General features: G+C 58.6%; 23 protein-coding genes and 1 pseudogene. 7 read left to right on the top strand and 17 right to left on the bottom strand.

Annotated features, from left to right (window positions below):
• Positions 1 to 4: 4 nt before the first annotated feature.
• A complete protein-coding gene (locus tag QEO92_RS24350) occupies positions 5 to 1,219 on the bottom strand; it encodes a polyhydroxyalkanoate depolymerase (RefSeq protein WP_227705255.1) in 1,215 nt (404 codons plus the stop codon).
• A 116-nt stretch (positions 1,220 to 1,335) separates the two neighbouring features.
• Between QEO92_RS24350 and QEO92_RS24355 the strand changes: the two genes are divergently transcribed.
• Positions 1,336 to 1,989, top strand: coding sequence for a glutathione S-transferase (locus tag QEO92_RS24355; protein ID WP_227704722.1), 654 nt, complete (start codon positions 1,336 to 1,338; stop codon positions 1,987 to 1,989).
• A gap of 33 nt (positions 1,990 to 2,022) precedes the next feature.
• Here the strand turns inward: QEO92_RS24355 and minE are convergent, their stop codons facing one another.
• The 9 genes from minE to QEO92_RS24400 all read right to left on the bottom strand — a co-directional run bounded on the left by minE (position 2,023) and on the right by QEO92_RS24400 (position 10,398).
• A complete protein-coding gene (gene minE / locus QEO92_RS24360) occupies positions 2,023 to 2,283 on the bottom strand; it encodes a cell division topological specificity factor MinE (protein ID WP_037152119.1) in 261 nt (86 codons plus the stop codon).
• A complete protein-coding gene (minD, locus tag QEO92_RS24365; RefSeq protein WP_037152121.1) occupies positions 2,280 to 3,095 on the bottom strand; it encodes a septum site-determining protein MinD in 816 nt (271 codons plus the stop codon). Before minD ends, minE begins: the two co-directional genes overlap by 4 nt.
• 32 nt (positions 3,096 to 3,127) lie before the next feature.
• Positions 3,128 to 3,856, bottom strand: a complete 729-nt coding sequence (gene minC / locus QEO92_RS24370) for a septum site-determining protein MinC (RefSeq protein ID WP_227704723.1) — start codon at positions 3,854 to 3,856, stop codon at positions 3,128 to 3,130.
• A gap of 461 nt (positions 3,857 to 4,317) precedes the next feature.
• Positions 4,318 to 5,109 carry a helix-turn-helix transcriptional regulator gene (locus QEO92_RS24375; RefSeq protein WP_227704724.1) on the bottom strand — a complete coding sequence of 264 codons (792 nt, stop codon included), beginning with the start codon at positions 5,107 to 5,109 and terminating at the stop codon, positions 4,318 to 4,320.
• Between the two features lie 514 nt (positions 5,110 to 5,623).
• Positions 5,624 to 6,487, bottom strand: coding sequence for a carbohydrate ABC transporter permease (locus tag QEO92_RS24380; RefSeq protein ID WP_037152130.1), 864 nt, complete (start codon positions 6,485 to 6,487; stop codon positions 5,624 to 5,626).
• Positions 6,484 to 7,404 (bottom strand): carbohydrate ABC transporter permease, encoded by a 921-nt coding sequence (locus QEO92_RS24385; RefSeq protein ID WP_037152132.1) that lies wholly within the window; start codon positions 7,402 to 7,404, stop codon positions 6,484 to 6,486. Before QEO92_RS24385 ends, QEO92_RS24380 begins: the two co-directional genes overlap by 4 nt.
• Before the next feature lie 53 nt (positions 7,405 to 7,457).
• Entirely contained in the window at positions 7,458 to 8,696 is a 1,239-nt protein-coding gene (locus QEO92_RS24390; protein WP_227704725.1) for an extracellular solute-binding protein, read from the bottom strand.
• Between the two features lie 43 nt (positions 8,697 to 8,739).
• Complete coding sequence (locus QEO92_RS24395; RefSeq protein ID WP_280107479.1) at positions 8,740 to 9,810, bottom strand: ABC transporter ATP-binding protein; 1,071 nt, start codon at positions 9,808 to 9,810, stop codon at positions 8,740 to 8,742.
• An 18-nt stretch (positions 9,811 to 9,828) separates the two neighbouring features.
• Complete coding sequence (locus QEO92_RS24400; RefSeq protein ID WP_227704726.1) at positions 9,829 to 10,398, bottom strand: HAD-IA family hydrolase; 570 nt, start codon at positions 10,396 to 10,398, stop codon at positions 9,829 to 9,831.
• Positions 10,399 to 11,098: 700 nt separating this feature from the next.
• On the opposite strand from QEO92_RS24400, the gene QEO92_RS24405 reads away from it, so the two are divergent.
• The 4 genes and pseudogenes from QEO92_RS24405 to QEO92_RS24420 all read left to right on the top strand — a co-directional run.
• The gene (locus tag QEO92_RS24405; RefSeq protein ID WP_227704727.1) at positions 11,099 to 12,028 is read left to right on the top strand and encodes a sugar ABC transporter substrate-binding protein; all 930 of its coding nucleotides are present in this window, start codon (positions 11,099 to 11,101) and stop codon (positions 12,026 to 12,028) included.
• Positions 12,029 to 12,095: 67 nt separating this feature from the next.
• Entirely contained in the window at positions 12,096 to 13,637 is a 1,542-nt protein-coding gene (locus QEO92_RS24410) for a sugar ABC transporter ATP-binding protein (protein WP_227704728.1), read from the top strand.
• A 20-nt stretch (positions 13,638 to 13,657) separates the two neighbouring features.
• Positions 13,658 to 14,686 carry an ABC transporter permease gene (locus QEO92_RS24415; protein ID WP_227704729.1) on the top strand — a complete coding sequence of 343 codons (1,029 nt, stop codon included), beginning with the start codon at positions 13,658 to 13,660 and terminating at the stop codon, positions 14,684 to 14,686.
• A 16-nt stretch (positions 14,687 to 14,702) separates the two neighbouring features.
• A pseudogene (locus QEO92_RS24420) lies at positions 14,703 to 15,500 on the top strand (TIM barrel protein); the annotation flags it as partial.
• A 27-nt stretch (positions 15,501 to 15,527) separates the two neighbouring features.
• Here QEO92_RS24420 and QEO92_RS24425 read toward each other — a convergent pair.
• The 6 genes from QEO92_RS24425 to QEO92_RS24450 all read right to left on the bottom strand — a co-directional run bounded on the left by QEO92_RS24425 (position 15,528) and on the right by QEO92_RS24450 (position 23,091).
• Positions 15,528 to 16,649, bottom strand: a complete 1,122-nt coding sequence (locus QEO92_RS24425) for a Gfo/Idh/MocA family protein (protein ID WP_227704731.1) — start codon at positions 16,647 to 16,649, stop codon at positions 15,528 to 15,530.
• 39 nt (positions 16,650 to 16,688) lie between these two features.
• Positions 16,689 to 17,498 carry a 5-deoxy-glucuronate isomerase gene (gene iolB / locus QEO92_RS24430; RefSeq protein ID WP_227704733.1) on the bottom strand — a complete coding sequence of 270 codons (810 nt, stop codon included), beginning with the start codon at positions 17,496 to 17,498 and terminating at the stop codon, positions 16,689 to 16,691.
• On the bottom strand, positions 17,495 to 18,406 hold the full coding sequence (gene iolE / locus QEO92_RS24435; RefSeq protein WP_227704734.1) for a myo-inosose-2 dehydratase: 912 nt from the start codon (positions 18,404 to 18,406) through the stop codon (positions 17,495 to 17,497). Before iolE ends, iolB begins: the two co-directional genes overlap by 4 nt.
• 1 nt (position 18,407) lies before the next feature.
• The gene (gene iolD / locus QEO92_RS24440) at positions 18,408 to 20,231 is read right to left on the bottom strand and encodes a 3D-(3,5/4)-trihydroxycyclohexane-1,2-dione acylhydrolase (decyclizing) (RefSeq protein WP_227704735.1); all 1,824 of its coding nucleotides are present in this window, start codon (positions 20,229 to 20,231) and stop codon (positions 18,408 to 18,410) included.
• A complete protein-coding gene (locus tag QEO92_RS24445; protein ID WP_407721879.1) occupies positions 20,228 to 22,147 on the bottom strand; it encodes a bifunctional 5-dehydro-2-deoxygluconokinase/5-dehydro-2-deoxyphosphogluconate aldolase in 1,920 nt (639 codons plus the stop codon). Before QEO92_RS24445 ends, iolD begins: the two co-directional genes overlap by 4 nt.
• Positions 22,148 to 22,272: 125 nt before the next feature.
• A complete protein-coding gene (locus QEO92_RS24450) occupies positions 22,273 to 23,091 on the bottom strand; it encodes a MurR/RpiR family transcriptional regulator (RefSeq protein ID WP_227704736.1) in 819 nt (272 codons plus the stop codon).
• A gap of 177 nt (positions 23,092 to 23,268) precedes the next feature.
• Here QEO92_RS24450 and iolG point away from each other — a divergent pair, with 177 nt between their 5' ends.
• On the top strand, positions 23,269 to 24,258 hold the full coding sequence (gene iolG, locus QEO92_RS24455) for an inositol 2-dehydrogenase (protein WP_227704737.1): 990 nt from the start codon (positions 23,269 to 23,271) through the stop codon (positions 24,256 to 24,258).
• 10 nt (positions 24,259 to 24,268) lie between these two features.
• Complete coding sequence (locus tag QEO92_RS24460; protein WP_265105734.1) at positions 24,269 to 24,394, top strand: hypothetical protein; 126 nt, start codon at positions 24,269 to 24,271, stop codon at positions 24,392 to 24,394.
• Here QEO92_RS24460 and QEO92_RS24465 read toward each other — a convergent pair.
• Positions 24,391 to 25,629: a saccharopine dehydrogenase family protein gene (locus QEO92_RS24465; protein ID WP_227704738.1), complete on the bottom strand. Its 1,239-nt coding sequence runs from the start codon at positions 25,627 to 25,629 to the stop codon at positions 24,391 to 24,393. The two genes, QEO92_RS24460 and QEO92_RS24465, sit on opposite strands and share 4 nt — an antisense overlap.
• Positions 25,630 to 25,656: the final 27 nt, after the last annotated feature.

Genomic DNA, 25,656 nt, shown 5'->3' on the forward strand with positions numbered 1-25,656 from the left:
GGAGCTATTCCATGGCGAGGATCATGTTGCGGACGACCGGATAGATTTCCGCTTCCCAGCGGCGCCCGCTGAACACACCATAATGGCCCACATTGGCCTGGAGATGATGGCGTCTCAGATGCGGCCGCAAGGAACGGCAGAGATCATGTGCCGCGGAGGTCTGGCCAAGCCCGCAGATATCGTCGCGGCCTCCCTCGACCGTGAGCAATGCGGTATTGCGGATCTGCCCCGGATCGACCTTTCGGCCGTGATGGGTAAAGCTACCCGTCGCTAGTTCGGCTTTCTGGAAGACGCGATCGATCGTCTCTATGTAGAATTCGGCGGCGAGGTCGAGCACTGCGAAATATTCGTCATAGAATGTCTTGATCTTGTCAGCCTCCGCCGTTTCCCCCTTGGCGAGATGACGGTAAAGCTTGCGATGGGATTCCCGATGGCGCTCCATGTTCATGCTCATGAACGCCACGAGTTGAAGAAATCCGGGATAGACTCTTCGTCCCTGACCCGGAAAACCCGGGGGAACGCCGCTGAGCAGCGATGTCTCGAACCATGAGAGAGGTTTCCCGAGAGCGAGTTCGTTGACCTTTGTCGGGCTCTCGCGCGGATCGATCGGCCCGGCCATCAAGGTCATGGTGCGCGGCGTTGCCGGATGGCGGTCCTCCGACATGACCGCCACGGCAGCCAGCGCCTGAACACAGGGCTGGCAGACGGCAAGGATGTGCCCGCCCGGCCCGATCTCTTCGAGGAAACGGATGAGATAATCCGTATAATCGTCGATGCCGAAGCGGCCGGCCGACAGCGATACCTCGCGGGCATTGACCCAGTCGGTTATGTAGACATCGTGGTCGCGAAGCAACGTCTGCACCGTGCCACGCAGAAGCGTCGAAAAATGGCCGGACAACGGTGCGACCACCAGCACGCGCGGCCGCGGCGCATCCACATCCGCTAAAAAATGCAGAAGCTTGCCGAAAGGCATATCCAGCGCGGTCTCGATTGTGACCGGGACCTGCCGATTGCCGATCAAGACCGAAGAAATCTCGAAATCCGGCCGTTCATGCGTGAGCCTGAAGCGGGAGATCATCTCGAGCGTGGCAGACCATTGCCGCCCCATCTCGCTTTCAATACCCCAGAACAGGGTCGAAGACATCGCTTGCAGGCGGTGCGCCAAATCGCGCATTGGGGCGATGAGGTCATCCTGGAACTGGTAGGCCTGATAGAACATGGGCATGGTTCCGCCCGTCGCGAAATTGCGGCGGTGCAAAAATGCTAGTGCAATATGTCTTGCGATGCGAGAAGATTGTCATCGGAACGCAATATGGTTCGACAGGGACAAGACCGATGGCGCAGGCGACACTGACGATCTCCTCGAAGAACTATTCCTCGTGGTCCCTGCGCGGCTGGCTCCTGTGCCGCATGGCAGGGCTCGACTTCAAGGAAGTTCTGGTGGAGTTGGATGAAGATGCCCGGCAGGAACTCCTGCTGCTTTCGCCGTCCGTTCTCGTGCCGCGGCTCACCCATGGCGATGTGACGGTGTGGGACACATTGGCGATTGCCGAATATCTCAACGAGATCGCCCCGGATTCGGGGCTCTGGCCTGCAGACATCGCGGTGCGGGCCCGCTGCCGCGCCGTCTCGGGCGAGATGCATTCGGGCTTCTACAATCTCCGCTCGGCCTTGCCCATGAATCTCAAGGCCCGGCACGAGCGTTTCAAGATATTCTCCGGCGCCCGGCCGGATGTCGAGCGCGTGAAGGCAATCTGGACCGAATGCATGGAGGCCAGTGGCGGCCCCTGGCTGTTCGGCGCCGCCCCGACGGTTGCCGACGCGATGTACGCGCCGGTCTGCACTCGTTTTCGCACCTATGCGGTGGAACTGGAGCCGGAACTTGCGGCTTATTCGGAAACCGTTCTGTCCTGGCCGCTGATGGTCGAATGGACCGAAGGCGCTTTGGCTGAGCCCGAAGAGATCATCGAACTGGAAGTGGAGTTCTGACCCGCTGGGCTGCCCGGAACGGATCGCCTCCTCTCAAGCCGCCTGTTGGGCGGCATCCAGTGGGATTTCGACGTCGATCTCCAGGATCGAGACATTTTCGTCGCGATCCATCTTCACCTGTACCTTGTCATTGTCGACCTGCACGTGCTTGGCAATGACGGCGAGGATTTCCTCGCGAAGCACCGACACCAGATCCGAGCCGGACGAAGCGCGTTCGTGGGCGAGAAGCACCTGCAGGCGTTCGCGCGCCATCGGTGCCGACCTCTGCTTGCGGAAGAGACTGAAAATGCTCATGCAGCTTTCCTTCCGAAAATTTTACCGAAGATGCCCCGTTTTTCGCCGGGAATCGTGATCGGCAGCACCTCGCCGGAAAGGCGGCGGGCGGCGTCGAAATAGGCCATGGCCGGCGCACTGCGCGCATCCGCGAGAGTGACCGGTGCGCCGATGTTGGAAGCGCGCAGAACGTCCATGCTTTCCGGAATGATGCCGATGAGCGGGATCGACAGGATTTCCAGGACGTCATCGACCTTGAGCATGTCACCGCGTTCCGCGCGATTGGCATCGTAGCGGGTGAGCAGCAGGTGCTTTTCCATGCGCTCGCCGCGTTCCGCCTTAAGCGTCTTTGCGTCGAGCAGGCCGATGATGCGATCGGAATCGCGTACCGACGAGACTTCCGGATTGGTCACGACAACCGCCATGTCCGCATGGCGCATGGCCAACGTCGCGCCGCGCTCGATCCCAGCCGGGCTGTCGCAGATGATCCAGTCGAAATAGCGCTTCAGCTCACCCATGACGCGCTCGACGCCTTCGGGTGTGAGGGCGTCCTTGTCGCGCGTCTGCGAGGCAGGCAGCAGAAACAGCGTCTCGAGTCTTTTGTCGCGGATCAATGCCTGCGGCAGCTTGGCCTCGCCCTGGATCACGTTGACCAGATCGTAGACGACCCGCCGCTCAGCACCCATGACCAGGTCGAGGTTGCGCAGGCCGACGTCAAAGTCGACGACAGCGACTTTCTCGCCTCTCTGGGCCAAGGCGGCTCCGAGCGCGGCGCTGGAGGTCGTCTTGCCAACCCCGCCCTTGCCTGACGTGACTACGATGACTTTCCCCATCTTTCTCTCCTGTTTCCCGGCCGGGTTCCGGCTCAGATAAGTGTCTCTGCCATTATAGTGTCGCCTTCGAGCCAAAGCTGGACAGGCTTCCCGCGAAGGCCGGGGGGCATGTCTTCCGCCATCTTGTAGACGCCGTCGATCGCGAGCAGTTCGGCTTCGAGCTTGCGGCAGAAAATGCGCGCGGATGCGTTACCGACAGAACCCGCCATCGCCCGGCCGCGCAGGGTGCCATAGATATGCACCGATCCGCCTGCGATGATCTCCGCCCCCGAAGCGACTGATCCGATGACCGTGACGTCACCTTCCGGAAAGATGACCGACTGGCCCGAACGCACCGGCTCCCGAATGATGATGGACTGCGATGCCGGCCGAACTTCCGCCGCGCCAGGTTTGCTCTGGCTATTGCGCAATTCGATGATCGGTTCCTTGGCTACGGCCTCGTCGGAAACCGGTTTGCCGCCTTTCAATGCAGGAGGCATACCCTGCGCAAGAATCGACGGGCGGGCGCCCTCTATGCCCATGATACTGACATTCCGCTGGGCGAATTCTCCAAGAAGTTCCTTCAGTTGTGTCCTGTCGATCGGCAGATCGGTGACATCGAGCACAACTGGCCGTCCCAGGAAGAAGCCTGCCGAACGCGCGGCCAGATCATCGAGCCGGACCAGCCAATCATCGAAAGGAAGGTCCGGAGAAAGTACGACAGCCAGGAAAGAGCGGCCCTTGATGCGGATCGAGCGAGCGTCTGTTAGCACTTTGGTCATCTACGTAAAGAAATCGTTGACCATGTCTATCGCCGCTATGGTTAACGGATGGTTAATGTCATCCATCCGTGCCGCGATCTGATCGCAATTTTTTAAGAAACTGTCGCTGAAGTTCCGCCCTAATTCCGCTCTCGGTCCCTTTAATGCCATGACCGCCGTTGCTTCGGGCTATGCTGCAAGCCTGCTCTTGCTGCTTCGTCAAGGTGAACTGGGCACGGAGGGTTTCGTGGCTCACAATCGGGTCCCGAGCCAACGCCTTCTCGAAAGCGGCTTTCTCACACCTCTGGTGAGCGGATGGATCTTCGGAGGCTTTCGGCTCCGGATTTGACGACATCGCACAGATGAATCAAGCGCTACCGCAAGCCATGATGCGAAACTTCGAAGCGCGCATTTCCGTAATCGGCCTCTCCGCACTTTTATTCAGATAGTTCCCGGGGACGGAGCTGAAGCAGTGATTGGATTCAACCCCTGGGCGGCACTGCGGCCATTCTTTTCTGTGTCGATAGGCTGCCCAACAGGTCTGGCGGGATTTCATTGAAAACGTGATCGGAAGCAAGACCCGAGCCTGAAGGACGCATCGTAGATTGTGCAAGCAATGCGGCTTGCGTTCGGTTCGTCGCCCCAAGTTTTCGCATGATTTGCCGGACATGAACCTTCACCGTAGCCTCTTGCATGTTCAGTTCCCGAGCGATGTGCTTGTTCGATTTTCCGAACCGTAAACGTTCAAGCACTTCACGCTGGCGTTGTGTAAGGGTCGCCGAGGTTTCAGATGAGCGATGATGCAGACTGGCGCTGGGGGTCACCGATGCCGAGAGGCTTGCAAGGAACGCTTCAGGAGGGAAATAAGTCCCACCATGGATGATAAAGCTTAAGGCCCGCTTTACTATATCAAGAGGCAAAGCTGCAGGCAGAAATGCCTGAAAACCTAAGCCTGCAACTACGACAGCGTCATTTGGATCATGCCTATCCGAAATAACGGCATAAGGACCTTTGAACGCCGTTTTTACTGCCATGAGCAGTTCTTGTTGCTTGTGATCGCTTAGTGATGCTCCTCCCATATTGATAATCACCAGGCGAATGAGGTCCCCATAGTCATCGTTGAACCTATGAATATCGTCGGGTGCATAAGATATAAGATCAAAAGCTGCGTTACGCGCCCAAGGCTCGAGTGCGGATAGAAGGCAAGCGCGCCGCATCTCAAGAATGTCAATCAGAACTATTGAGCCCGTCCTTTTTTCTTGCTCCACGTCCATAGTTGGATTCCCCCTGATTTCATTTGTTATCAAAGCTTCCTATTCTGTCAGCCATAAGGAGTAGATTTCTGATTTTCTGGTTAAATTAGATTTTTTAAATTATCTAATATCTAATACACCCTCAAGTGAGCATATGTCAAAGTCACTAGATGGAAAATCAGATTGGTATAATGTAGCTTCTAAACATACATTTCATTGGCCGGAAATATTTCCATTTTTAGTTTAGTATTCGGGAGGCAGGGAAAGGAAATGCTTGATATGCATCAAGGATGGTGGGGTATTTCGGCTATCTCTGGACGAGCGGGCCTGCCGTGTCTTCTGGATGCGAACACGCATGGGATGGCTATTCGCTCTCTTCCTGAGCTTGCATCCCGTGATCAAATTTTCGTGCAAACGTCAGCATTGTGTCTGAGAGCAGTTGGGACATGACCCATCTTTTCGGCTGCAGTACGCGGTAGCCATGCCGAAGGGTGGACCGCCTCGACGTTCACCATCGCTCCGGACGAGTCTCGCTCTACTTCACCGCGCCTGCTGTCATGCCGTTGATGAACTGGCGCGACATGATGATGTAGACGATGATGACCGGCGCAGAGGACAGCAGCAGGCCGGCAAATAGCACGCCCCAGTCAGTCGTGTACTCGCCCATGAAAGTCGTAAGCCCCTGAGGAAGCGTTTTGAGGTTGTCCTTCTGGATGAAGATCAAGGGAAAGAAGAAATCGTTCCAGATAGGAACGACGTTCTGAATGCACGAAATGACAAGCGCCGGCCGCACCAGCGGCAGCATGATCGACCACATGATCCTCGGCTCGCTCGCGCCATCCATGCGCGCGGCATCTTCGAGCTCGTTCGGCAACGTGCGGATGAAGCCGGTCATGATGAAGACCGTTGTTGGCAGGCCCATCGCGACGTAGATCAGGATCAATGAGAGCTGCGTGTTCAGGATGCCGAGATCACGCATGAGAATGAACAGCGGGATGATGGCAAGCTTCAACGGCAGCGTCAGTCCGGCCAGGAAGAACATCAGCACGAAGCTTGCGCCCCAGAACCGGTATCTTGCGATCCCATAAGCCGCCATCGTGCCGAGAGCCAGGATGATGACGATCGCCGAGGCCGTCACAATCACCGAATTGAGGAGATATCTCAAGAAGTTGGTTTCGGCCCAGATTTTCGCGATATTGGTGACGTTGGAAAAATCGGGGATCGAAAAGGGCGACTGGAAGATCTGTGCGTTCGTCTTGAACGCTGCAAAGACCATGATGACGATGGGGGCAAGCATGACCACTGTGTTCAGGATCAGGATGATCTGAATGAGACCGTCCCGGCCGAGCGCGGACAGAACGCCCCGCCGGTCGTAATAGCTTTCGGAAGCAGCGCTCATATCTGAATCTCTCTGGCGCGCAGCCTGAACGTGATGAAACCCGCCACAATGGCAATGAAGAGAAAAATGAGGACGGCGAGCGCGCTGCCCGCGCCGAAATCCTGCGCTGCGCCTGACTGGTTGCCGAATGCCGTCCGATAGAAATAGAGCCCGAGCACGTCGGTGGCGCCATGCGGGGAACCGTCGAGGCCTGCCATCACATAGGGCAGTTCGAACCAGTTGAAGCTGCCGACGAAGAGCAGCGTGAAGACGACGGTCGCGCTCGGCGCAACCAGCGGCCAGACGATCTTGCTGATCTTGACCCACTCGCTCTCGGTCTCCATCCGGACCGCATCGAGAATTTCACCTGGAATGCGCTGCATGCCAGCGAGAAAAACCAAGGTCGGAAAGCCCACCATGTGCCAGGCATTGGCAGCGATCAGCGCCCAGAGCGCGGTGGAGTCCTGCCCGAGCCAGGGCTGGGCAAGGCTGCCAAGCCCGACACCGCGAAGCGAGATATTCACCACTCCGAAAAGCGGATGGAGGAAGAGCTTCCACAGGAAGCCGACGATAATGGTCGAGAGCACTACGGGAAGAAAGACGGAGATGCGGTGGAACGCTGCACCCGGCAACTCACGCCAGAGGCAATAGGCAAGCAGGAAGCCGACGCCGTTCTGCAGCACCATCAGCGCGAAGAAGACCAGGACGTTGTGCAGGAAGGCGTTGACCGTCCATTCCATATAAGGCTGCGTGAACAGGACCTTGTAGAAGTTTGCGAAGCCAACAAATTCGCCTCGCGCCAATCCATGCCATTGGAAAAAGGCATAGGCGAAGGCCGAAGCGATAGGATAGACGACAAACAGAGCAACGAAGGCAAGCGGCGGCACGATGAGCGCCGAAATCCATAGCCTGCGCGCCATAAGAGGCGATCCGGGCATCACAACTCTCTTCATGTTAGGAGGGGGCAGCGGTTGCTGCCCCTGCATCTGGATCACTTCTTGAAGGGAGCGTACCAGTTGGCAAGCCCGGTCGTCAGGTTCTTGCCGACCTCTTCCGGGGTCGCCTTGTCGCTCAGCAGTTTCTGGATCTCGCTCTGCAACAGGACGGAACCCGATGGCTCACCGTAACGGAAATGCACCAGCATGATATAAGGAATGGAGTGCTTGTTGAGCTCCGCCACTTCGCCCAGGAGCTCATTCTTGAACGTAACACCCGGCACGGCCGAGATGTTGTTCAAGCCGTCTGCAAACATCTGCCCGAACTCCTGGCTGGCGAGGAAATTCACGAACTTGAGCGCTGCTTCCTTGTTTGCCGTCTTGGCGTTGACGGCATAGCCGCCGTCGAAATACTGCGCGACGAGCTTTTCGTCTTCCGCCTTCAGGCCGGGAGTGGCGAAGATGCCGAGCTTGATATCGGGATTTTGTTTCTTGAGATTCGACAGTTCGTAGGAGCCGCCGACGAACATGCCCGCCATGCCCGAAGAAAAGAGCTGCTGCGCGGAGGCATAATCGAGGCCGATGAAGCCGTCGGGGAAATATTTGCTGATTTCCTTGAGCTTGGTAAGCGCCTCGACATAGCGCTTGTCGGTGAAGTCGGCCTTGCCGCTCATCAGATCGTCATAGAAGGCGCGGCCCATGATCGTGGAGGCGATGCCGCCAACGACCACTTCATTCTGCCAGGCAGTCGCTGTTCCGTTTGCGAACGGCATGACGCCCGCCGCTTTCAGCTTTTCCGATGCCTGGACAAGTTCGTCCCAGGTCTGCGGCTCGCTGATGCCGTTCTTTTCGAAGACATCCTTGTTGTAGATGACCAGCATGGTCTGGCTCGCGAAGGGCACGGCATAGGTCGTCTTGTCTGAACGCATGCTCTCGGCAGCGAGTGCAGCCGGTGCGAAATTCGCTAAAGCAGGCACGTTGTCCTTGTCGAGGGGTAGCAGGTAACCACCACTGGCGACCGTCTCAAGGCCGCCATACGCGCGGGCGAACATCACGTCTGGACCCGACCCGCCGGCGAGCGCCGTCGACAGGATGGTGTTGTAATTGGTCGCCTCGAAAGCCTCGAATTTGACGGTGATGCCCGGGTTCTTCGCTTCGAATGCATCGATGAACTTTTCGTATTGCGCCTTGTCTTCCTGGCGCCAGCTCCAGAACGTCAATTCCTGCGCGGCCGCCGGCAGAGCCGTCGCCAAAGCTCCCAGCGCGGCTATCGTGCTCAAAACTAGCTTTTTCATCTGGTTCCTTCCTCTTTGATATTTATAGGAGACGAACATGGTTTCAGGCCGCCAACCTCTCCCCCGTTGTCCGGCTGAAATAGTGCACCGCTTCCGGAGCGACGCTCACCACGACAGGCGCGTCGGGCTTGAGAGCTGTCCCGTCGGAGGACCGGACGCTGACAAGCGTGCCGTCGCCGAGTCTCACATAGACATAGGTATTGTCGCCCAGGTATTCGGTGTAGACGACGTTACCCCGGAAACCGCTGGTCGCCTCGCTGGTAGAAACCGTGAGCGCGTCAGGCCGAACGCCGATGACCAGGTCCCGCTCATCCGAGGGCGGAAGCCTGTCGAGCGTAACGGAGCCCGATCCGGCAAGTCCGAGGTGATTGCCGCTCCGCTCGACGTTGAGGAGCGCCATGCGCGGTGAGCCGATAAAAGTCGCAACGAATGTGTTCGCAGGTCTTTCGTAGAGTTCCCGCGGGCTGCCGAACTGTTCCACCTTGCCGTTGTTCATGACGACGATACGGTCGGCCAGCGTCATGGCTTCGACTTGATCATGGGTGACGTAGATCGTCGTGCCGCCGATCTCCCGGTGAAGCCTGGCGATTTCAAGCCGCACATCGGAGCGGAGCGCTGCGTCCAGGTTGGATAGCGGCTCGTCCAGCAGCAAGACCTTTGGCTTTCTGACCAGAGCACGCCCAATCGCGACGCGCTGGCGCTGCCCGCCGGAGAGTTCCCGCGGCTTGCGCTTGAGTAGCGGGTCGAGCCGTAGCATTTTGGACGCTTCATCGATGCGACGATCGATCTCGATCTTGTTCAGCCCCATCAGGCGCGCGCCGAAAGCCATGTTCTCATAGACATCCATATGCGGATAGAGCGCGTAGGACTGGAAGACCATGGCAATGCCGCGCCTGGACGGCGCCACCTCGTTCATGCGCCTGTCATCGACGCGGAACTCGCCTGCGCTGATCGAGTCGAGACCGGCAATCAGCCTGAGCAGCGTCGACTTTCCACATCCCGACGGCCCGACGAAAACGATGAATTCCTTGTCGGCGATTTCAAGGTCGATGCCGTGCAGCACATTGACAGCGTTGAAATTTTTTCTGATGCCATTGAGGGTCATCCGTGCCATGGCGGAACTCCGTCCTTTTCAGTTCAGGGGCTTATCGGCGGCAAGCGCCTCAAGCATTCTCGCCGTTTCAACCGGATCGCGATGCACGATGCAATGCTGCCATCCGATCTTCCGCGCTGCGATGATATTTTCTTCAATGTCATCGACATAGACGACTTCCTTGTCGGAGCATCGCTCGGTTCGTGACACTTCCTGAAAAATCATGTGGTCAGGCTTCTCCAGGCCCATTTCATGTGAAAGGTATTCATGGTCGAAATAGTCGCGGCCCAGAAGATTCTCGCTGATGTAGCGCCAGTGAATGGCCTGATTGTTGCTCAGGCACACGACCCGATGGTGCCGTCGCAGCCGCCGGACAAAGTCTATGAATTCCCCGTATCCCTCGGCAACGTATGCATGTTCGGCTTCGTAAATCCGATCTGAGGACACTGCGAACATGTCGGCGAGCTTGCGCACGTAATCGGGTTCCGTTGATCGCCCCAATCGAAAATCCCGGAAGATTGCCTCCGGAGCATCGCTATAGCGGAATGAGAGATCGGTGTCCCCGGCCTGCGATATGGCCCGGTCACGTGAAGCCGGATCAAGCTTCACGAAAACACCGCCGATATCAAAGATGAAGAGCTTATCTCGTTTCTCCATGATCCGGTTCCGGCGCTTGTCCCTCATAGTGGCAGGCACAACCTATTAGATAATTCCGTTCTGTCAATTAAGATTGGAATTTTTTATTCGTCCCAAGTATTTTCAACAGCCTAGCGAAATGAGTTTGCCGGATTGCAGCGGATACCCAGCCGATAAAACACCGAAGCCGGAAGCAAGGTGTGTTCATGAAGCGTGTCTTCGCCGTAGCCGGCCCTTTGTTTGCATTCGCAAATGCAAAAACAGGCTTGGAAAGACAATTCTCGGCGATTGTTTCGGAAACGCAGCCTCGAAGATGTCGCATGGAATATATAATTCCAAATTATAAACGAATTAGGAATTTTATATCGGCCACGTTCCGTGGATGCGAGGCAATGGGATGGTGCTCCGGTTCGGGGTATCGAGAAAGGGCATCGCGCATGCGCAGATTGGTCCTTTTGCCGTCCCGCTCGGGCGATCGTCAGCAATCGAATTCCAACTGTCATCATTGACTAGCTGTCGGAAAAATGGAATAAATCATCCGCATTTCTAAAGTAACGGTTCATTTATTCCGTTTTGCTGCTGCGTCGGGAGCGTGGCATGCGGATATGCAACCGGCCGGGAGGGCTGGTTTCCGGATGGACGGGTGCCCGGACACCCCAGAGGAGGACATCACATGAAAAAGCTTTTCCTGAGCGCTGCTCTGTCGGTTTTGCTGAACACGGCGGCTCACGCTGAAACCATTGGTGTTTCGATGGCGCTGTTCGACGATAACTTCCTGACTGTTCTGCGCAGTGGCATGCAGGACTATGCGAAGACGCTCGACGGTGTGACACTTCAGGTCGAAGATGCGCAGAACGATGTCGCCAAGCAGCAGAGCCAGATCCAGAACTTCATCGCCGCCGGAGTTGATGCGATTATCGTCAACCCGGTTGATACCGATGCCACCACGGCCATGTCCAAGATTGCTTCGGATGCGGGCATTCCGCTGGTCTACGTGAACCGCGAACCGGTGAATGTGGATAGTCTGCCTGACAAGCAGGCTTTCGTTGCATCCGAGGAAATTGTCGCTGGCACGCTTGAAACCAAGGAAGTATGTCGGCTGCTGGGCGGCAAGGGTAATGTCGTCATCATGATGGGCGAGCTTTCCAACCAGGGCGCCCGTATGCGCACCAAGGCGGTGCATGACGTCGTCGCTGCTGATGAATGCAAAGGCATGAAAGTCGTTGAGGAGCAGACCGCCAACTGGCAACGCACGCAAGGTGCTGATCTTGTCACCAATTGGCTCTCCAGTGGGATCGAATTTGACGCCGTGATCTCCAACAATGACGAGATGGCGATTGGCGCGATCCAGGCGTTGAAGGCCGCCGGCAAGGACATGAAGGACGTCGTCGTCGCAGGTGTCGACGCCACCCAGGACGCGCTTGCCGCCATGCAGGCGGGTGACCTGGATGCGACCGTCTTTCAGGATGCCGCGGGCCAGGGCAAAGGTGCGCTGGATGCTGCGCTGAAACTTGCCAAAGGGGAGGAGGTGGACAAGAAGGTCTATATCCCCTTCCAACTCGTCACGCCCGCAAACGTCAAGGATTTCGTCGCCAAGAACTGATCCGTTCTGCATGGGCTGTGCTTCGACGTGGCCCATGCTTCGCTTTTTGCGAGAGGAGGAGACGAAAATGGCCGTCAGCCCTGCAACCATGGCCGCCATACGCAAAAGCGGTGCGATCCCGAACGCGGAGTTCCTGCTGATGGCAGAGGGTATCCGCAAGGAATTCCCGGGTGTCGTCGCGCTCGACGACGTCTCCTTTCGCCTCAAACGTGGCAGTGTCCATGCGCTGATGGGCGAGAACGGCGCGGGTAAATCGACGCTGATGAAAATACTTGCGGGGATCTACAAGCCAGACCGGGGACGCGTGCAGCTCAGGGGGGTCGATATCCGCCTGGATTCCCCTCTCGACGCGTTGGAAAACGGAATTGCCATGATCCATCAGGAGCTGAATCTGATGGCTTACATGACGGTGGCGGAAAACATCTGGATCCGTCGGGAGCCGTTGAACCGGTTCGGTCTGATCGATCATGGCGAGATGAGCCGCAGGACGGAGGAGCTGTTCCACCGTCTCAACATAGCAATCGATCCTGAGACCCCGGTCAAGGAACTCTCCGTCGCCAACCGTCAGATGGTCGAGATCGCCAAGGCGGTTTCCTATGAATCCGACGTCCTGATCATGGACGAGCCGACCTCGGCGCTGACCGAGCGGGAGGTCAGCCACCTCTTCCAGATCATCCGCAGCCTTCGCGGCCAAGGCATCGGCATTGTCTACATCACTCACAAGATGAACGAGCTCTTTGAGATCGCGGACGAGTTTTCGGTTTTCCGGGACGGAAAATATATCGGCACCCACTCCTCCAAGGACGTCACTCGCGACGACATCATCCGGATGATGGTCGGCCGCGAGATCACGCAGATGTTTCCGAAGGAGGACGTACCGCTCGGCGAGATCATCCTTTCGGTCAAAGGTTTGGCGCTCGGAAGCACCTTCCGCGATGTGTCATTTGACGTGCGTGCCGGCGAAATCCTGGGCGTTGCGGGTCTGGTCGGTTCGGGGCGTTCCAACGTCGCGGAGACTTTATTCGGTGTCACGCCTGCGACATCGGGCACGATCTCGATTGACGGCAAGGAAGTCGCAATCGACAATCCGACCACGGCTATCCGTCATCGCATGGCTTTCCTGACAGAAGACCGGAAGGACACCGGCTGCTTGCTGATCCTCGATGTTCTCGAGAACATGCAGATCGCCGTCCTGCAGGATAAGTTCGTGAGTAATGGCTTCGTTCATGAAACGGCTGTTGCTGCGGCATGTGAGGATATGTGTCGCAAGCTGAGGGTGAAGACGCCGAGCCTGCAGGAGAGGATCGAGAATCTCTCCGGCGGCAATCAGCAGAAGGTCCTGATCGGGCGCTGGCTGCTGACCAATCCACGCATACTGATCCTTGACGAACCAACGCGCGGCATTGATGTCGGCGCCAAAGCCGAGATTCACCGTCTTGTCACGGAAATGGCGAAACAAGGCGTCGCTGTCATCATGATCTCCTCGGAGATGCCGGAAATCCTCGGAATGAGCGACCGGATCATGGTCATGCACGAAGGTCGCGTTACCGGATTTCTGACCCGGGAGGAAGCAACACAGGTCAAAGTCATGGAACTCGCCTCACACTAGGGCGGCTTCGGGGAGGAAAAATGAGCAGCGAAAGCCTTGTCAAACCTGACCTGAAGGTCAAGACCGCCCATCGCCGGAGGCGGATGCCGCCGGAGATGAACATCTTCCTCGTGTTGATCGGCATAGCCTTGGTCTATGAACTGCTCGGCTGGATCTTCGTCGGGCAGAGCTTCCTGCTCAATCAGCAGCGACTGACAATCATGATCCTGCAGGTATCGGTGATCGGGATCATTGCGGTGGGGGTGACCCAGGTCATCATCACCGGTGGGATCGATCTCTCGTCCGGATCGGTCGTCGGCATGACGGCCATGTTGTCCGCCAGCTTCGCCCAGTCCTCCACCTGGCCGCGCGCACTCTACCCGAGCTTGACGGACCTGCCGTTCTTCATTCCGATCGGGGTCGGCATTCTGGCGGGACTTCTGGCCGGCTACATCAATGGACAGCTGATCGCCAAGACAAAAATTCCGCCCTTCATCGCCACGCTTGGCATGATGGTGACCGCCCGCGGCATTTCGAAGTGGTACACCAAAGGCCAGCCGGTCTCTGGTCTCACCGAGCAGTTCACTTTCGTCGGAACAAGCATATGGCCGGTCGTGGTCTTCCTCCTGGTCGCGACCATCTTCCACGTGGCGCTGCGATATACTCGCTACGGCAAGTTTACCTATGCCATCGGTGCGAATGTCCAGGCGGCGCGGGTATCGGGCATCGATGTGGAACGGCATCTCGTCAAGGTCTATGCAATTGCCGGCATGCTTGCCGGACTTGCCGGTGTGGTGACTGCTGCCCGTGCGCAAACGGCGCAGGCCGGCATGGGTGTAATGTATGAGCTCGATGCCATCGCTGCGGCGGTCATCGGCGGCACTTCGCTCGCCGGCGGTGCAGGACGGATCACCGGCACGGTCATCGGCACCATCATCCTTGGCGTCATGACCTCCGGCTTCACCTTCCTGAGAGTCGATGCTTATTATCAGGAGATCGTCAAAGGCATGATCATCGTGGCCGCGGTTGTAACGGACGTCTATCGCCAGAAGAAACGCGCACAGCGCTGAACAAGGAACATCTGTCATGGCGATCGCCTTCGGCCTCAATCATATGGCGGCTCCCCGCCTGCCGCTCGGCTCGTTTTTCGATCTTGCAAAGAGGCTGGGCATTAGCGCCGTCGAAATCCGCAACGACCTTCCCGGTCGGGCAATCCTCGATGGCACGCCTCCCGCAGACGTCAAAGCGACCGCCGAGGAGCGGAACCTCTCCATTCTTTCGATCAATGCATTGCAGCGCTTCAACAAGTGGAATGGCGAGCGTGAGGCTGAAACGCGCGCCCTTGCTTGCTATGCCGAGGCTTGCGGTGCGAAGGCGCTTGTCCTCGTTCCCGTCAATGATGGCCATAGCCATGCCGGCAAGGACAGGCTCGGCGACCTGAGAATCGCGCTGAGGCAATTGCGGCCGCTGCTCGACGATGCGGGCCTCATTGGGCTTGTCGAGCCCCTGGGTTTTGTCGATTGTTCGCTGCGTTCGAAGAGGGAAGCGGCTGACACAATCGGAGAACTTGGTTTCGAAAAGACCTTCCGGCTGGTTCACGATACCTTTCACCATATGCTCGCGGGAGAAGCGGATTTCTTTCCGCAGTTGACCGGCCTGGTGCATATTTCAGGCGTGACCGATAGGAAGACGCCGGTCGGCGGTTTGCGCGACTCCCACCGAGTGCTGGTGGATGCAGGCGATCGTCTCGATAACCTTGGCCAGATTCGCACGCTGCTCCGTGGTGGCTATGAAGGATCATTCTCCTTTGAGCCCTTTGCCGAAGAGGTGCATCAACTCGACGATCCGGCTGCAGCATTGAGGGCCAGCATGGATTTCATGTCCTTGCATCTCCAATCCCCTAGGGAGCGCCTAGCTTTCCAGGAGGCTGACCCAGCGGCGCTCCGCGAAGGAACGGGCCATGGCGTGGATGCTGCGCTCGATCCTCAAGCCGTCGTCAAAATGGATCAGATGCGCTCTTTCACCCCGGATCGCCGATAACAATTCCCGGCATTCGATGATCTTCAGGTCGTTGAAGCCAAGGCCGTGGCCGGGTGCGGGGATGAAGCGATCATAAGGCGCATGGATCGGAGCAGCCAAAATCCTGCGGAACCCTTGTTCCGCCTTTTCGCCGGCATTCTGGTAGAGTTCGATCTCGTTCATCCGCTCCTGATCGAAGAGGATCGAACCTGTAGAACCGAAGATCTGCAAGGCGATGCGGCCTTTTCGGCCCCAGGCGGAGCGGTTGGCCATGAGCACGCTGGAGATGCCACATTCGAGCCGCAGCAGCACGCTCGCGATATCGTGGTTCTCGACCGCGCGAGATCCGCCACTAGCAAGCGGCCGTTCGGCATAGGGTTTTACCATGTCGGCGATGACCGTCTCCACGTGACCGAACAGGATGAAGAGCAGTGACAAGGGGTGCACGGCGAAATCGTCGAGCGCGCCGTAACCGGAGCTTGCCTCACTCTTCCAATAGAAGAGGGACTGTGGATCGGCCATGAAATCCTCGTCCATCTCGATGCGAACGTGATTGACGGTGCCGATCGAGCCTCCGTCGATCAGTGCCTTGATTTGGCGGATCATCGGGTTCTGGATATAGTTGTAGCCTATCGCGGCGACCTTACCGGATCGCGCGGCCGCCGCCTGCATGCGTTCCGCATCGGCAAGCAGTGGCGCCATCGGCTTCTCGCACCAGACATGCTTCCCGGCTTCGAGCGCGGCGATCGCCATTTCTGCGTGGAAGGCGTTCGGCGTGGTGACGGAGATAACGTCGACATCCGCATTGTCGATAAGGTCACGCCAGTTACCCGTCGAAGTGGCAAAGCCCAGTTCGGCGGCCTTGCGGGCGGCGAGATCGGCATTCACTTCAGCGAGCGCCACCAGCCTCGGCCGCTCCACATCGCCGAACACGCTGGCAACCGAATTCCACGCCAGAGCATGGCACTTGCCCATATAGCCGGTGCCGATCAGGCCGACGCCCAAACCTGTCATCTCATCCTCCCGAACGGCATGCGAATATCGAACGGCGCGTCACGGATTGTCGCGCCGGAAAATCCAGTCGTGGTCCGGATGATTCTTGAACCGCCATTTGCGGATCGGGCCGGCCATGACATTGAGGTAGTACATCTCATAACCGTAGGGCGCGCCGCAGGGATGGTGCCCCTTGGGCACCAGAACCAGGTCGCCGTCCGAGACGGCCATGGTCTCGTCGAGCGAACCATCCTCCGTAAAGACGCGCTGGAAGCCAAAACCCTGCGACGGATTGAGCCGATGATAATAGGTCTCTTCCAGATAGGTCATGTCAGGGAAATTGTCCTCGTCATGCCGATGCGGAGGATAGGAGGACCAGTTTCCGGAAGGAGTGAAGACCTCCGTCACGAGCAGGCTGTCGGCCACATCGCGCTCCTCCATCGCGATCGGATAGATGTAGCGCATATTGGCATCCTTGCCGCGCGTGTTGAGCGTCAGGCCTTCGGGACCGATCGCCATTGCCTCGCGGCCAGGTTTTCCCGGTGCGGTGCAGACAGCCAGTTCGCAGTCGGTGGTGGCGCAGGCGCTCCACTCGGAATCTGCGGGAATGTAGACGCAATGCGGCGGCTTGCGTTCGAACACGTTCATCCGGTCGCCGAGTTCTCCGAAATTCTTGCCCCCGCCGCTGATCTCGGCCTTGCCTTCGACAAGCACAAGGATGGCTTCCTTGTCTCCGGTCTTCTCCGCGGCGGTTTCGCCGGGTTTCAGTTTATAGAGTCCGAAACCGACATATCCCCACCCCGCATCCTTGGGCGTCACGCCATGGACTTTGCCGGATATGCCTTTCGGCTTTCGAAGCAGGTTTGTCATGCAGCCGCCTCCGCCTTGTCCAGCCCGGCAGCCTTCGCCATCGCCTTCAGCGAGGAAAGCCCGAGGCTCTGGTATTCGAACGGGTTGCGCACATCCGGGTCCTGTTCGGCTTCGATGACGAGCCAGCCTTGATAATTGTGTTCGGCGGCAATCTCCAGCACGGGCGGGAAATCCACGCCGCCTTGCCTGTCGCCGGGAACCGTGAAGACACCACGCCGCACGCCTTCAAGGAAGGAGAGGTTCCCCTCCCGAACCTGGCGGGCGATTTCCGGCCGCACGTTCTTCGCATGGATATGACCGACGCGCCCCATGTACTTCTTTGCGACGCGCTCCGGATCACCGCCGCCGAACAGGCAATGGCCGGTGTCGAGCAGGAGCTTGGTATGCGGGCCGGTATTCTCCATCAGCTTGTCGATTTCGTCTTCGCTTTCAACGATCGTTCCCATGTGATGGTGGTAAACCAGCGTAATTGCCTGGCTTGCCGCATATTCGGCCAGCGTCTCGACACCCGCACCAAAGAATTTCCACTGATCCTCGGCGAGTTTCGGCCGGTTGTTCAACGCTTTGCTGTCGTCGCCGTGGATAGCGTTCGAGGTTTCGCAAACGATGATCACCTTCGAGCCCATCGCTTTGAGGAGATCGAGCGCCGGTTGCATGGCAGCCTTTTCTTCGTCGACCGAATTCGTGAGCAGGTTCAGCGAATGCCAGCCGGATATGTATCGCAGCCCGTGCGGTTCCAGTGCGGCTTTCAAAGCTTGCGGCTCCTGCGGGAACTTGTGTCCCTTCTCGATGCCGTCGAAGCCGATTTCAGACGCTTCGTCCAGGCATTGGTCGAGGCTGATATGGGCGCCGAGCGAACGGTCGTCGTCGTTCGACCATGCGATGGGATTGGTGCCGTAGAGAATCATGCTAACGTCTTTCCTTCAGCGCCGTTTCGTAGCGGAGGCGGGCCTCGTTGACTTGGGTGCGGGGCGAAACCTCGGGGACTGCGACATCCCACCAGAAGCCACCGACATCCGGTGTGGGATAGGGATCGGTGCCGATAACGATCACGGTCACTTTTTCGGCATCGCGCGCCGTCTCCAGCTCGATCTCCAGCTCCGCAATGGATGCAACCTTGAGCGCACGCGCTCCCATGGAGGCGGCGTGCGCGGCGAAATCGATCTGCATTGCGTTGGTCTGGCTGGTGTGTTCGTAGAGATTGTTGAACTCGGCGCCGCCTGTTGCCGTCTGCAGCCGGTTGATGCAGCCGTAACCGCGATTGTCGGTGATAACGACGGTTATCTTGACGCCCATGGCGACGGCGGTCGCGAGCTCCGAGTTCATCATCATGTACGAGCCGTCGCCGACCATGACGATCACGTCGCGATCCGGTTCGGCCATCTTGATGCCAAGCCCGCCGGCAATCTCGTATCCCATGCAGGAAAAGCCGTATTCCATGTGATACGAGAGGGGCCGCCCGGCCTTCCAGAGCTGATGCAATTCTCCCGGCATCGTGCCGGCGGCGCACATGACGACGGTATTGTCGACCGCCGCACGCTGGACTGCGCCGATCACCTGCATGTCCGTCGGCAAGGTGTTCGCATCCTCAGGCGCGGCAGTGACCCGATCGGCGCCGGCAAACCAGTCTTGCTTCAGAGTGACGGGGAGTTCGTTGAAGCGCTGATTGCCCAAGGCCTCGCTCAGAAGCGAGAGCCCCACCTTTGCATCGCAGACAACCGGGATGGCATCGTGCTTGGTGCTGTCATAGGGCTGAACGTTGAGCGCCAGGATGCGGCGTTCGGGATTGCGGAAGAGGGCCCACGAACCCGTCGTGAAATCCTGGAAACGCGTGCCGACGCCGATGATGAGGTCTGCGTCCGTGCAGACGGCGTTGGCGCTCGATGCGCCGGTCACGCCCACCGGGCCGAAATTGGCGTCATGATCCCAGGGCAAAGCCGATTTGCCGGCCTGGGTCTCGACCACGGGAACGCGATGGCGCTCGGCAAACGCCTTCAATTCTTCTGTCGCATCCGAGAAGTGCACGCCGCCACCTGCGACAATGACCGGTTTCTGAGCAGCCTTCATGGCATCCACGGCGCGCCGCAACTCGTGCTCGTCGGGGCGGGGCCGCCGGCGATGCCAGGTCTTCTTCTCGAAGAAGCTTTCCGGATAATCATAGGCCTCGGCCTGGGCGTCCTGGCAGAATGCAAGCGTCACGGGGCCGCACTCGGCCGGATCGGTCATGATCCGCATGGCGCGTGGCAATGCCGTCAACAGGTGCTCCGGGCGCATGATGCGGTCGAAATAACGGCTCACCGGACGGAAGCAGTCATTCACCGTGACGATGCCGTCACCGAAATCCTCGATCTGCTGCAGGACGGGATCGGGACCCCGGTTGGCAAAGACGTCACCCGGGATGAAAAGAACCGGGAGACGGTTGACGTGAGCAAGCGCGGCCGCAGTCACCATATTGGTGGCTCCAGGGCCGATGGATGACGTCACCGCCATGGCGCGCCTGCGCCGCAACTGCTTGGAATAGGCGATCGCTGCATGGGCCATCGACTGCTCGTTCTGGCCGCGATAGGTCGTCAATTTGTCCTTGACTCCCGCAAGCGCCTCTCCCATCCCGGCGACATTGCCATGACCGAAGATCGCCCATATCCCGGCGATGAAAGATTCACCCTCCTCGGTCATTTGACTGGCGAGATAACGCACCATCGCTTGCGCGGCCGTGAGCCTTACCGTTTTCATGCCACTTTCTCCTCGCGGCTGTCCTCGCGCGCACGGTCCCAGATCGCGCATAACTCGCGATATCTGGTTGCCATGTCGGCGATAGCCGTTTCGTCTGTGATCTCCCGGGCAAGCCACTTCCGCGCACAATCGCCGAAGATTGTGCGCCCGACTGCGAACCCCTTGACGAGCTCGAAACGGGCGGCGGTGCGAAAGCTCTCCCTCAGTTCCTCGATGGGGGCATCCAATCCGAGCACCACGATGCCTCGGGTATAAGGATCGTGTTTGACGATCGCGTCGCAGGCTTTCGACCAGGATGCTGCTGTTTTCATCGGCTCCAGTTTCCACCAGTCCGGATAGATCCCGATCTCGTAGAAGCGCTCGATCACCGCGGCGACGGTGCCGTCATCCATTGGCCCGACTTTTGAAGGGATCACCTCCAGCAGGAACTCCAGCCGGTTCCTTCGGGTGGCCGCAAACAGACGTGAGACCACTTCCTCCTGCTGCCGCTTCATCAGCGCGTCGTCATCGGGATGATAGAAACACAGCACTTTGGCAACGTTGTTGATAGGCCATTCCGACAGTCCACCGAGATCCGGTCCGAGCTCCGGCTCCAGAACGAGGGGACGAGAGCCCGGCAACTCCACCGGACGCCCGATCCAGAGGCCGGTTCCAGCAGCCTTGTAGAGCGTCTCGCGCCCCAGACGGCTGTCGCAGAGGATACCGTAGCCGGGGCGTCCCGCCGCGACATCGAGCGCGGCTCTCAGGCAAAGACTCTTAAAGGCATCGATCTTCGCTGGATCGGCTCCGGCCTCTTTCGCGATCGCTTCGATCTGCATGCGATGATCGAACGCAAAAACCCGCATTTCCGGCCAATCCCCGTTGCGGTTCGTGGACCAGTGGACCTGTTCAAGTGCCTCATCCTTGCGGAGCGCCTTGTTGCGGATGCCGGTGCGGAAGAAATATTGCAGCTCCTCCCAACTCGGATAGGCGGGAGTGCAGCCGTGCCGCGAAACGGCGAAGGCGCCGCAGGCGTTTGCATATTTCAGGCTGGTCGGCCAGTCTTCTCCGCTCAGCCAGCCTTTGAGGAGGCCGGACATGAAGCCGTCACCGGCTCCGAGCACATTGAAGACCTCGATCGGAAAACCCTGGCCGGTCTGGCCGTTGTCGAGAGAATCCGGAATCTCGCCGTCAAAGACGACTGCTCCCATGGGGCCGCGTTTGCAGACCAGTGTCGCCTTCGAAACCGTCCTGACGGTTCGAAGCGCTTCCAGCGTGTCAGTTGAGCCGCCGGCGATATGGAACTCTTCTTCGGTGCCGACAATGAGATCGAACAAGAAGAGGGTAGACTGCAGCTTTGCAGTCACGCGCCGGGACTCGATGAACCGGCTTTCGCCCGCGTCATGGCCGGCGAGTCCCCACAAATTCGGCCGGTAATCAATGTCAAGCGCAGTGCGGGCGCCGTTCTCCCGGGCCAGTTTCAGTGCCTTGAAAACGGCCGCCTCCGTGCGAGGGTGTGACAGATGCGTGCCGGTGGCGCAGACGCAGCGAGCTTCCGCGATGAAGGCCGGGTCGATATCGTCCTCGCAAATGGCCATATCGGCACAGTTCTCGCGATAGAAGATCAGCGGGAACTGTTCCTGATCGCGAATGCCGAGCAGGACCAGCGCCGTCAGCCGCTCGGGATCGGTTCTGACGCCCCGGACGTCGACGCCTTCGCGTTCGAGCTGCTCGCGGATGAAGCGGCCCATATGCTCGTCGCCGACGCGTGTGATGAGCGCCGATTTCAGGCCGAGGCGGGCAGTCCCGGCGGCGATGTTGGTCGGTGATCCGCCGATATATTTGTTGAAGGAGGCCATATCCTCCAGCCGCCCGCCGACCTGTACTCCGTACAAATCGACGGATGATCGGCCGATCGTGATCAGATCGAGTGACACAAGCCGGATCCTCCCTGCAGCTTGGAGCTAGCCTACGGCCCGCTACTGACGGAAGCTGCCAATTTCCATCATTTTTCCCGGATTTGGATTTTAAATTCCATTTTCTTTATTTACAATACAAAAATTCATTTCTCGGGACGTTCCGTCCCGACGGCTACCGCCAATGTGATGGCGAGGCAGAGCGTGGCGGAAAGCGAACGGAAAGCACCGAAATCCACCTCGGATACGGAGAGAATAGTTGCTGGAAACTTGCGCAGCGGGCTGACGATCGTGTCTGTGATGGCAACGACCTGCAAGCCGTGGGCGGAGACTGCCTCGACCATGTCGATCGTGTCTGCGGTGTAGGGGGAAAACGTGATCGCCAGCAGGGCGTCTCCGTCTCGAACTGCATTTCGATTCTCCAGCCGACCGACCGCGCTGTGCAGCATGGCTGGCACATTCATCTTCTCGAATGCATACGCCATGTAGCTCGCGACCGGGAAAGATCGGCGCATGCCGATGATGTGAATCATCTGCGCTTTGGCCAGAATTTTCACCGCCTGCTCCAGGGTGTGCGGCTCTATCGTCTTCAGCAGGTTTTCGAGTGAAGTCCGTCCCGCTTCGACGAATTCCGCGAGCAAGGCGGAAGGGCTGCCTTCCGCCTTCTCCCGCAGATGGTCCAACCGGGTCGAATAATCCGGCCACCCCCCGACATAGGAGTCGCGAAACAGCCGCTGCATTTCGGAGAAACCGGAAAAGCCCAGGATCTGACAGAAGCGCATGAAAGCGGAGGGCTGAACGCCCGCGCCCTCGGCCATCTCGGCAACCGTGGACACGGCTATGCGATCCTTGTTGGCGGCAACGTAGTCGGCGCATTGCCGCAGCCGTTTGGGAAGGCTTTCGGATACTTCCAGCAACCGCTCCTCGAATGCCTTTATGGTGGCCGGCACGCCGATGTCTCCCATGGTCACCCTTCCTGCTTCTGCGCTTGACACAAACGAAATCCCAATCTAGCAAAATGGAACATATATTCCAAATTGGCGCTTGGACAGTCTGACAAGAACATCATCCCCGATAATCGAACAAGCAGTCCTGCGATGCCGTGAGGCTTGGGTATTCGCAAAGCCTGCGGAGGAGAAATCATGGTGACGAAACTGGCACTCTTGGGAGCGGGCCGAATCGGCAGGGTGCATGCACGCGCGATCGCGCAGGACAAGCGGGCGAAGCTCGTCTGCGTCGTGGATGCCGTGGCGGATGCGGCGAAATCGATCGCCGACAGCACCGGCTGTGCGGTCAGCACCATCGATGCCGTCGAAGCCGATGGCAATATCGATGCGGTGATCATCTGCACGCCGACCAATACGCATGCCGATCTGATCGAGCGGTTCTCCATGGCCGGCAAGGCGATCTTCTGTGAAAAACCGATCGATCTCGATGTGGCGCGCGCCAGAGCCTGCGCCGAGACCGTCAGCAAGACCGGGGCGAAGGTGATGCTTGGCTTCAACCGCCGCTTTGATCCGCATTTCCGGGCCGTTCGCAAGGCGATCGATGACGGCAGGATTGGCGACGTGGAGATGGTGACCATCATCAGCCGCGACCCAGGCCCGCCGCCGGCGGATTATATCAAGGTTTCCGGCGGTATCTTTCGCGACATGACCATCCATGATTTCGACATGGCTCGTTTCCTGCTCCGGGAGGAGATTGCGAGCGTGATGGCGTCCGGGTCGGTCCTGGTCGATCCGAAGATCCGCGCGTTGGGCGATTACGACAGTGCGAGCGTCATCCTGACCACGGCCAGCGGCCGGCAATGCGTGATCTCGAACTCCCGTCGCGCCAGTTACGGCTACGATCAGCGGATCGAGGTGCACGGCTCCCTTGGTTCCATTGCGGCGGAAAACCAGCGGCCCGTTTCCATCGAGCTTGCCACGAAGGAGGGTTTTACACGCCCTCCGCTGCATGACTTCTTCATGACCCGCTATACGGCGGCTTATGCCGCGGAAATTTCCGTCTTCATCGACAGCCTTGAGACCGGCTCGGCACCGTCGCCTTCCGTCGAGGATGGGCTGGCCGCACTTGCCCTGGCGGATGCGGCACTTCGGTCAGTCAGAGAGCAGAAGATCATTCCGGTCTAGACATGACTGAATGCCGACCGGAATTGACAGCCTGGAAGGGACCGCCGGCGGCGACCACTTCGGGCTCGTCAACAAGACGCAGTTTCCGATCGGCCGGGTCGGAAACTCCGCAGCCTTTCCGGCCGATCCGGTTTAGAAATTCAGCGGCCGCTCGCCGTCCTCATCGCGGATCCAGGTCGGCAGGCCGATCCTGTTCAGGATGCTGAGGAAGGGCTTCGGAGGAAGTTCCTCCACGTTTGCCATCTTCCTCACATCCCATTCGCTCGTGGCGATCAGCATGGCGGCGGCAACCGGCGGGACGCCGGCGGTGTAGGAGATACCCTGCGAGCCCACTTCGTTATAGGCGTCCTTGTGGTCGGCGACATTGTAGATAAACACTGTCCGTTCTTTGCCGTCTTTAATGCCCTTCACGAAATCGCCGATACAGGTCTTGCCTTCGTATTCCGGGGCGAGCGATGCCGGGTCTGGCAGGCAGGCCTTGACGACCTTGAGCGGCACGACTTCCGAGCCGTCCGCGAGCTTGACCGGCTGCTCGGACAGCAGGCCGATGTTCTTCAGCACTGTGAAAACATTGATGTAGTGGTCACCGAAGCCCATCCAGAAGCGCACGTCGGCGCCATCCATGTTCTTCGCCAGCGAGTGGACCTCGTCATGACCGCAGAGATAGGCGCGACGTGTGCCGACGACCGGCAGGTCGTAATCCTTGCCGATCTCGAACATCTTGTTGACCTTCCATTCGCCGCCCTGCCAGGAATAGACGACGCCGGTGAATTCGCGGAAGTTGATTTCCGGGTCGAAATTGGTGGCGAAATACTTGCCATGGCTGCCGGCATTGATGTCGACGATGTCGATATCCGTCACCTTGTCGAGATACTCGTCCTTGGCAAGGCGCGCATAGGCGTTGACGACGCCCGGGTCGAAGCCGGCGCCGAGGATGGCGGTGATGCCCTTTTCCTCGCATTCGGCGGCACGCTTCCACTCGTAGTTTCCGTACCACGGCGGGGTTTCGCAGATCTTGTTCGGCTCTTCATGGATCGCGGTGTCGATATAGGCGACGCCGGTGTCCAAGCAGGCGCGCAGAACCGACATGTTGAGGAATGCGGTGCCGACGTTGATGACGATCTGCGAATTGGTCTTTTTGATCAGTTCTTTGGTCGCCTCGATGTCCAGCGCATTCAGCGCGTGAGCTTCGAGCACGCCCGGCTGTTTCATCGCGTTCTTCTCGCGAACCGAAGCGATGATCTTGTCGCATTTCGCTTTCGTGCGTGAAGCGATGTGGATGTCTCCGAGGATATCATTGTTCTGGGCGCATTTGTGCGCCACGACCTGGGCGACGCCGCCGGCGCCGATGATGAGAACGTTCTTTTTCATTTTGAGGATATCTCCTTCTATCCGGTT

The sequence above is a fragment of the Neorhizobium petrolearium genome (genome assembly GCF_029854435.1).
GTDB classification, from domain to species: Bacteria; Pseudomonadota; Alphaproteobacteria; order Rhizobiales; family Rhizobiaceae; genus Neorhizobium; species Neorhizobium petrolearium.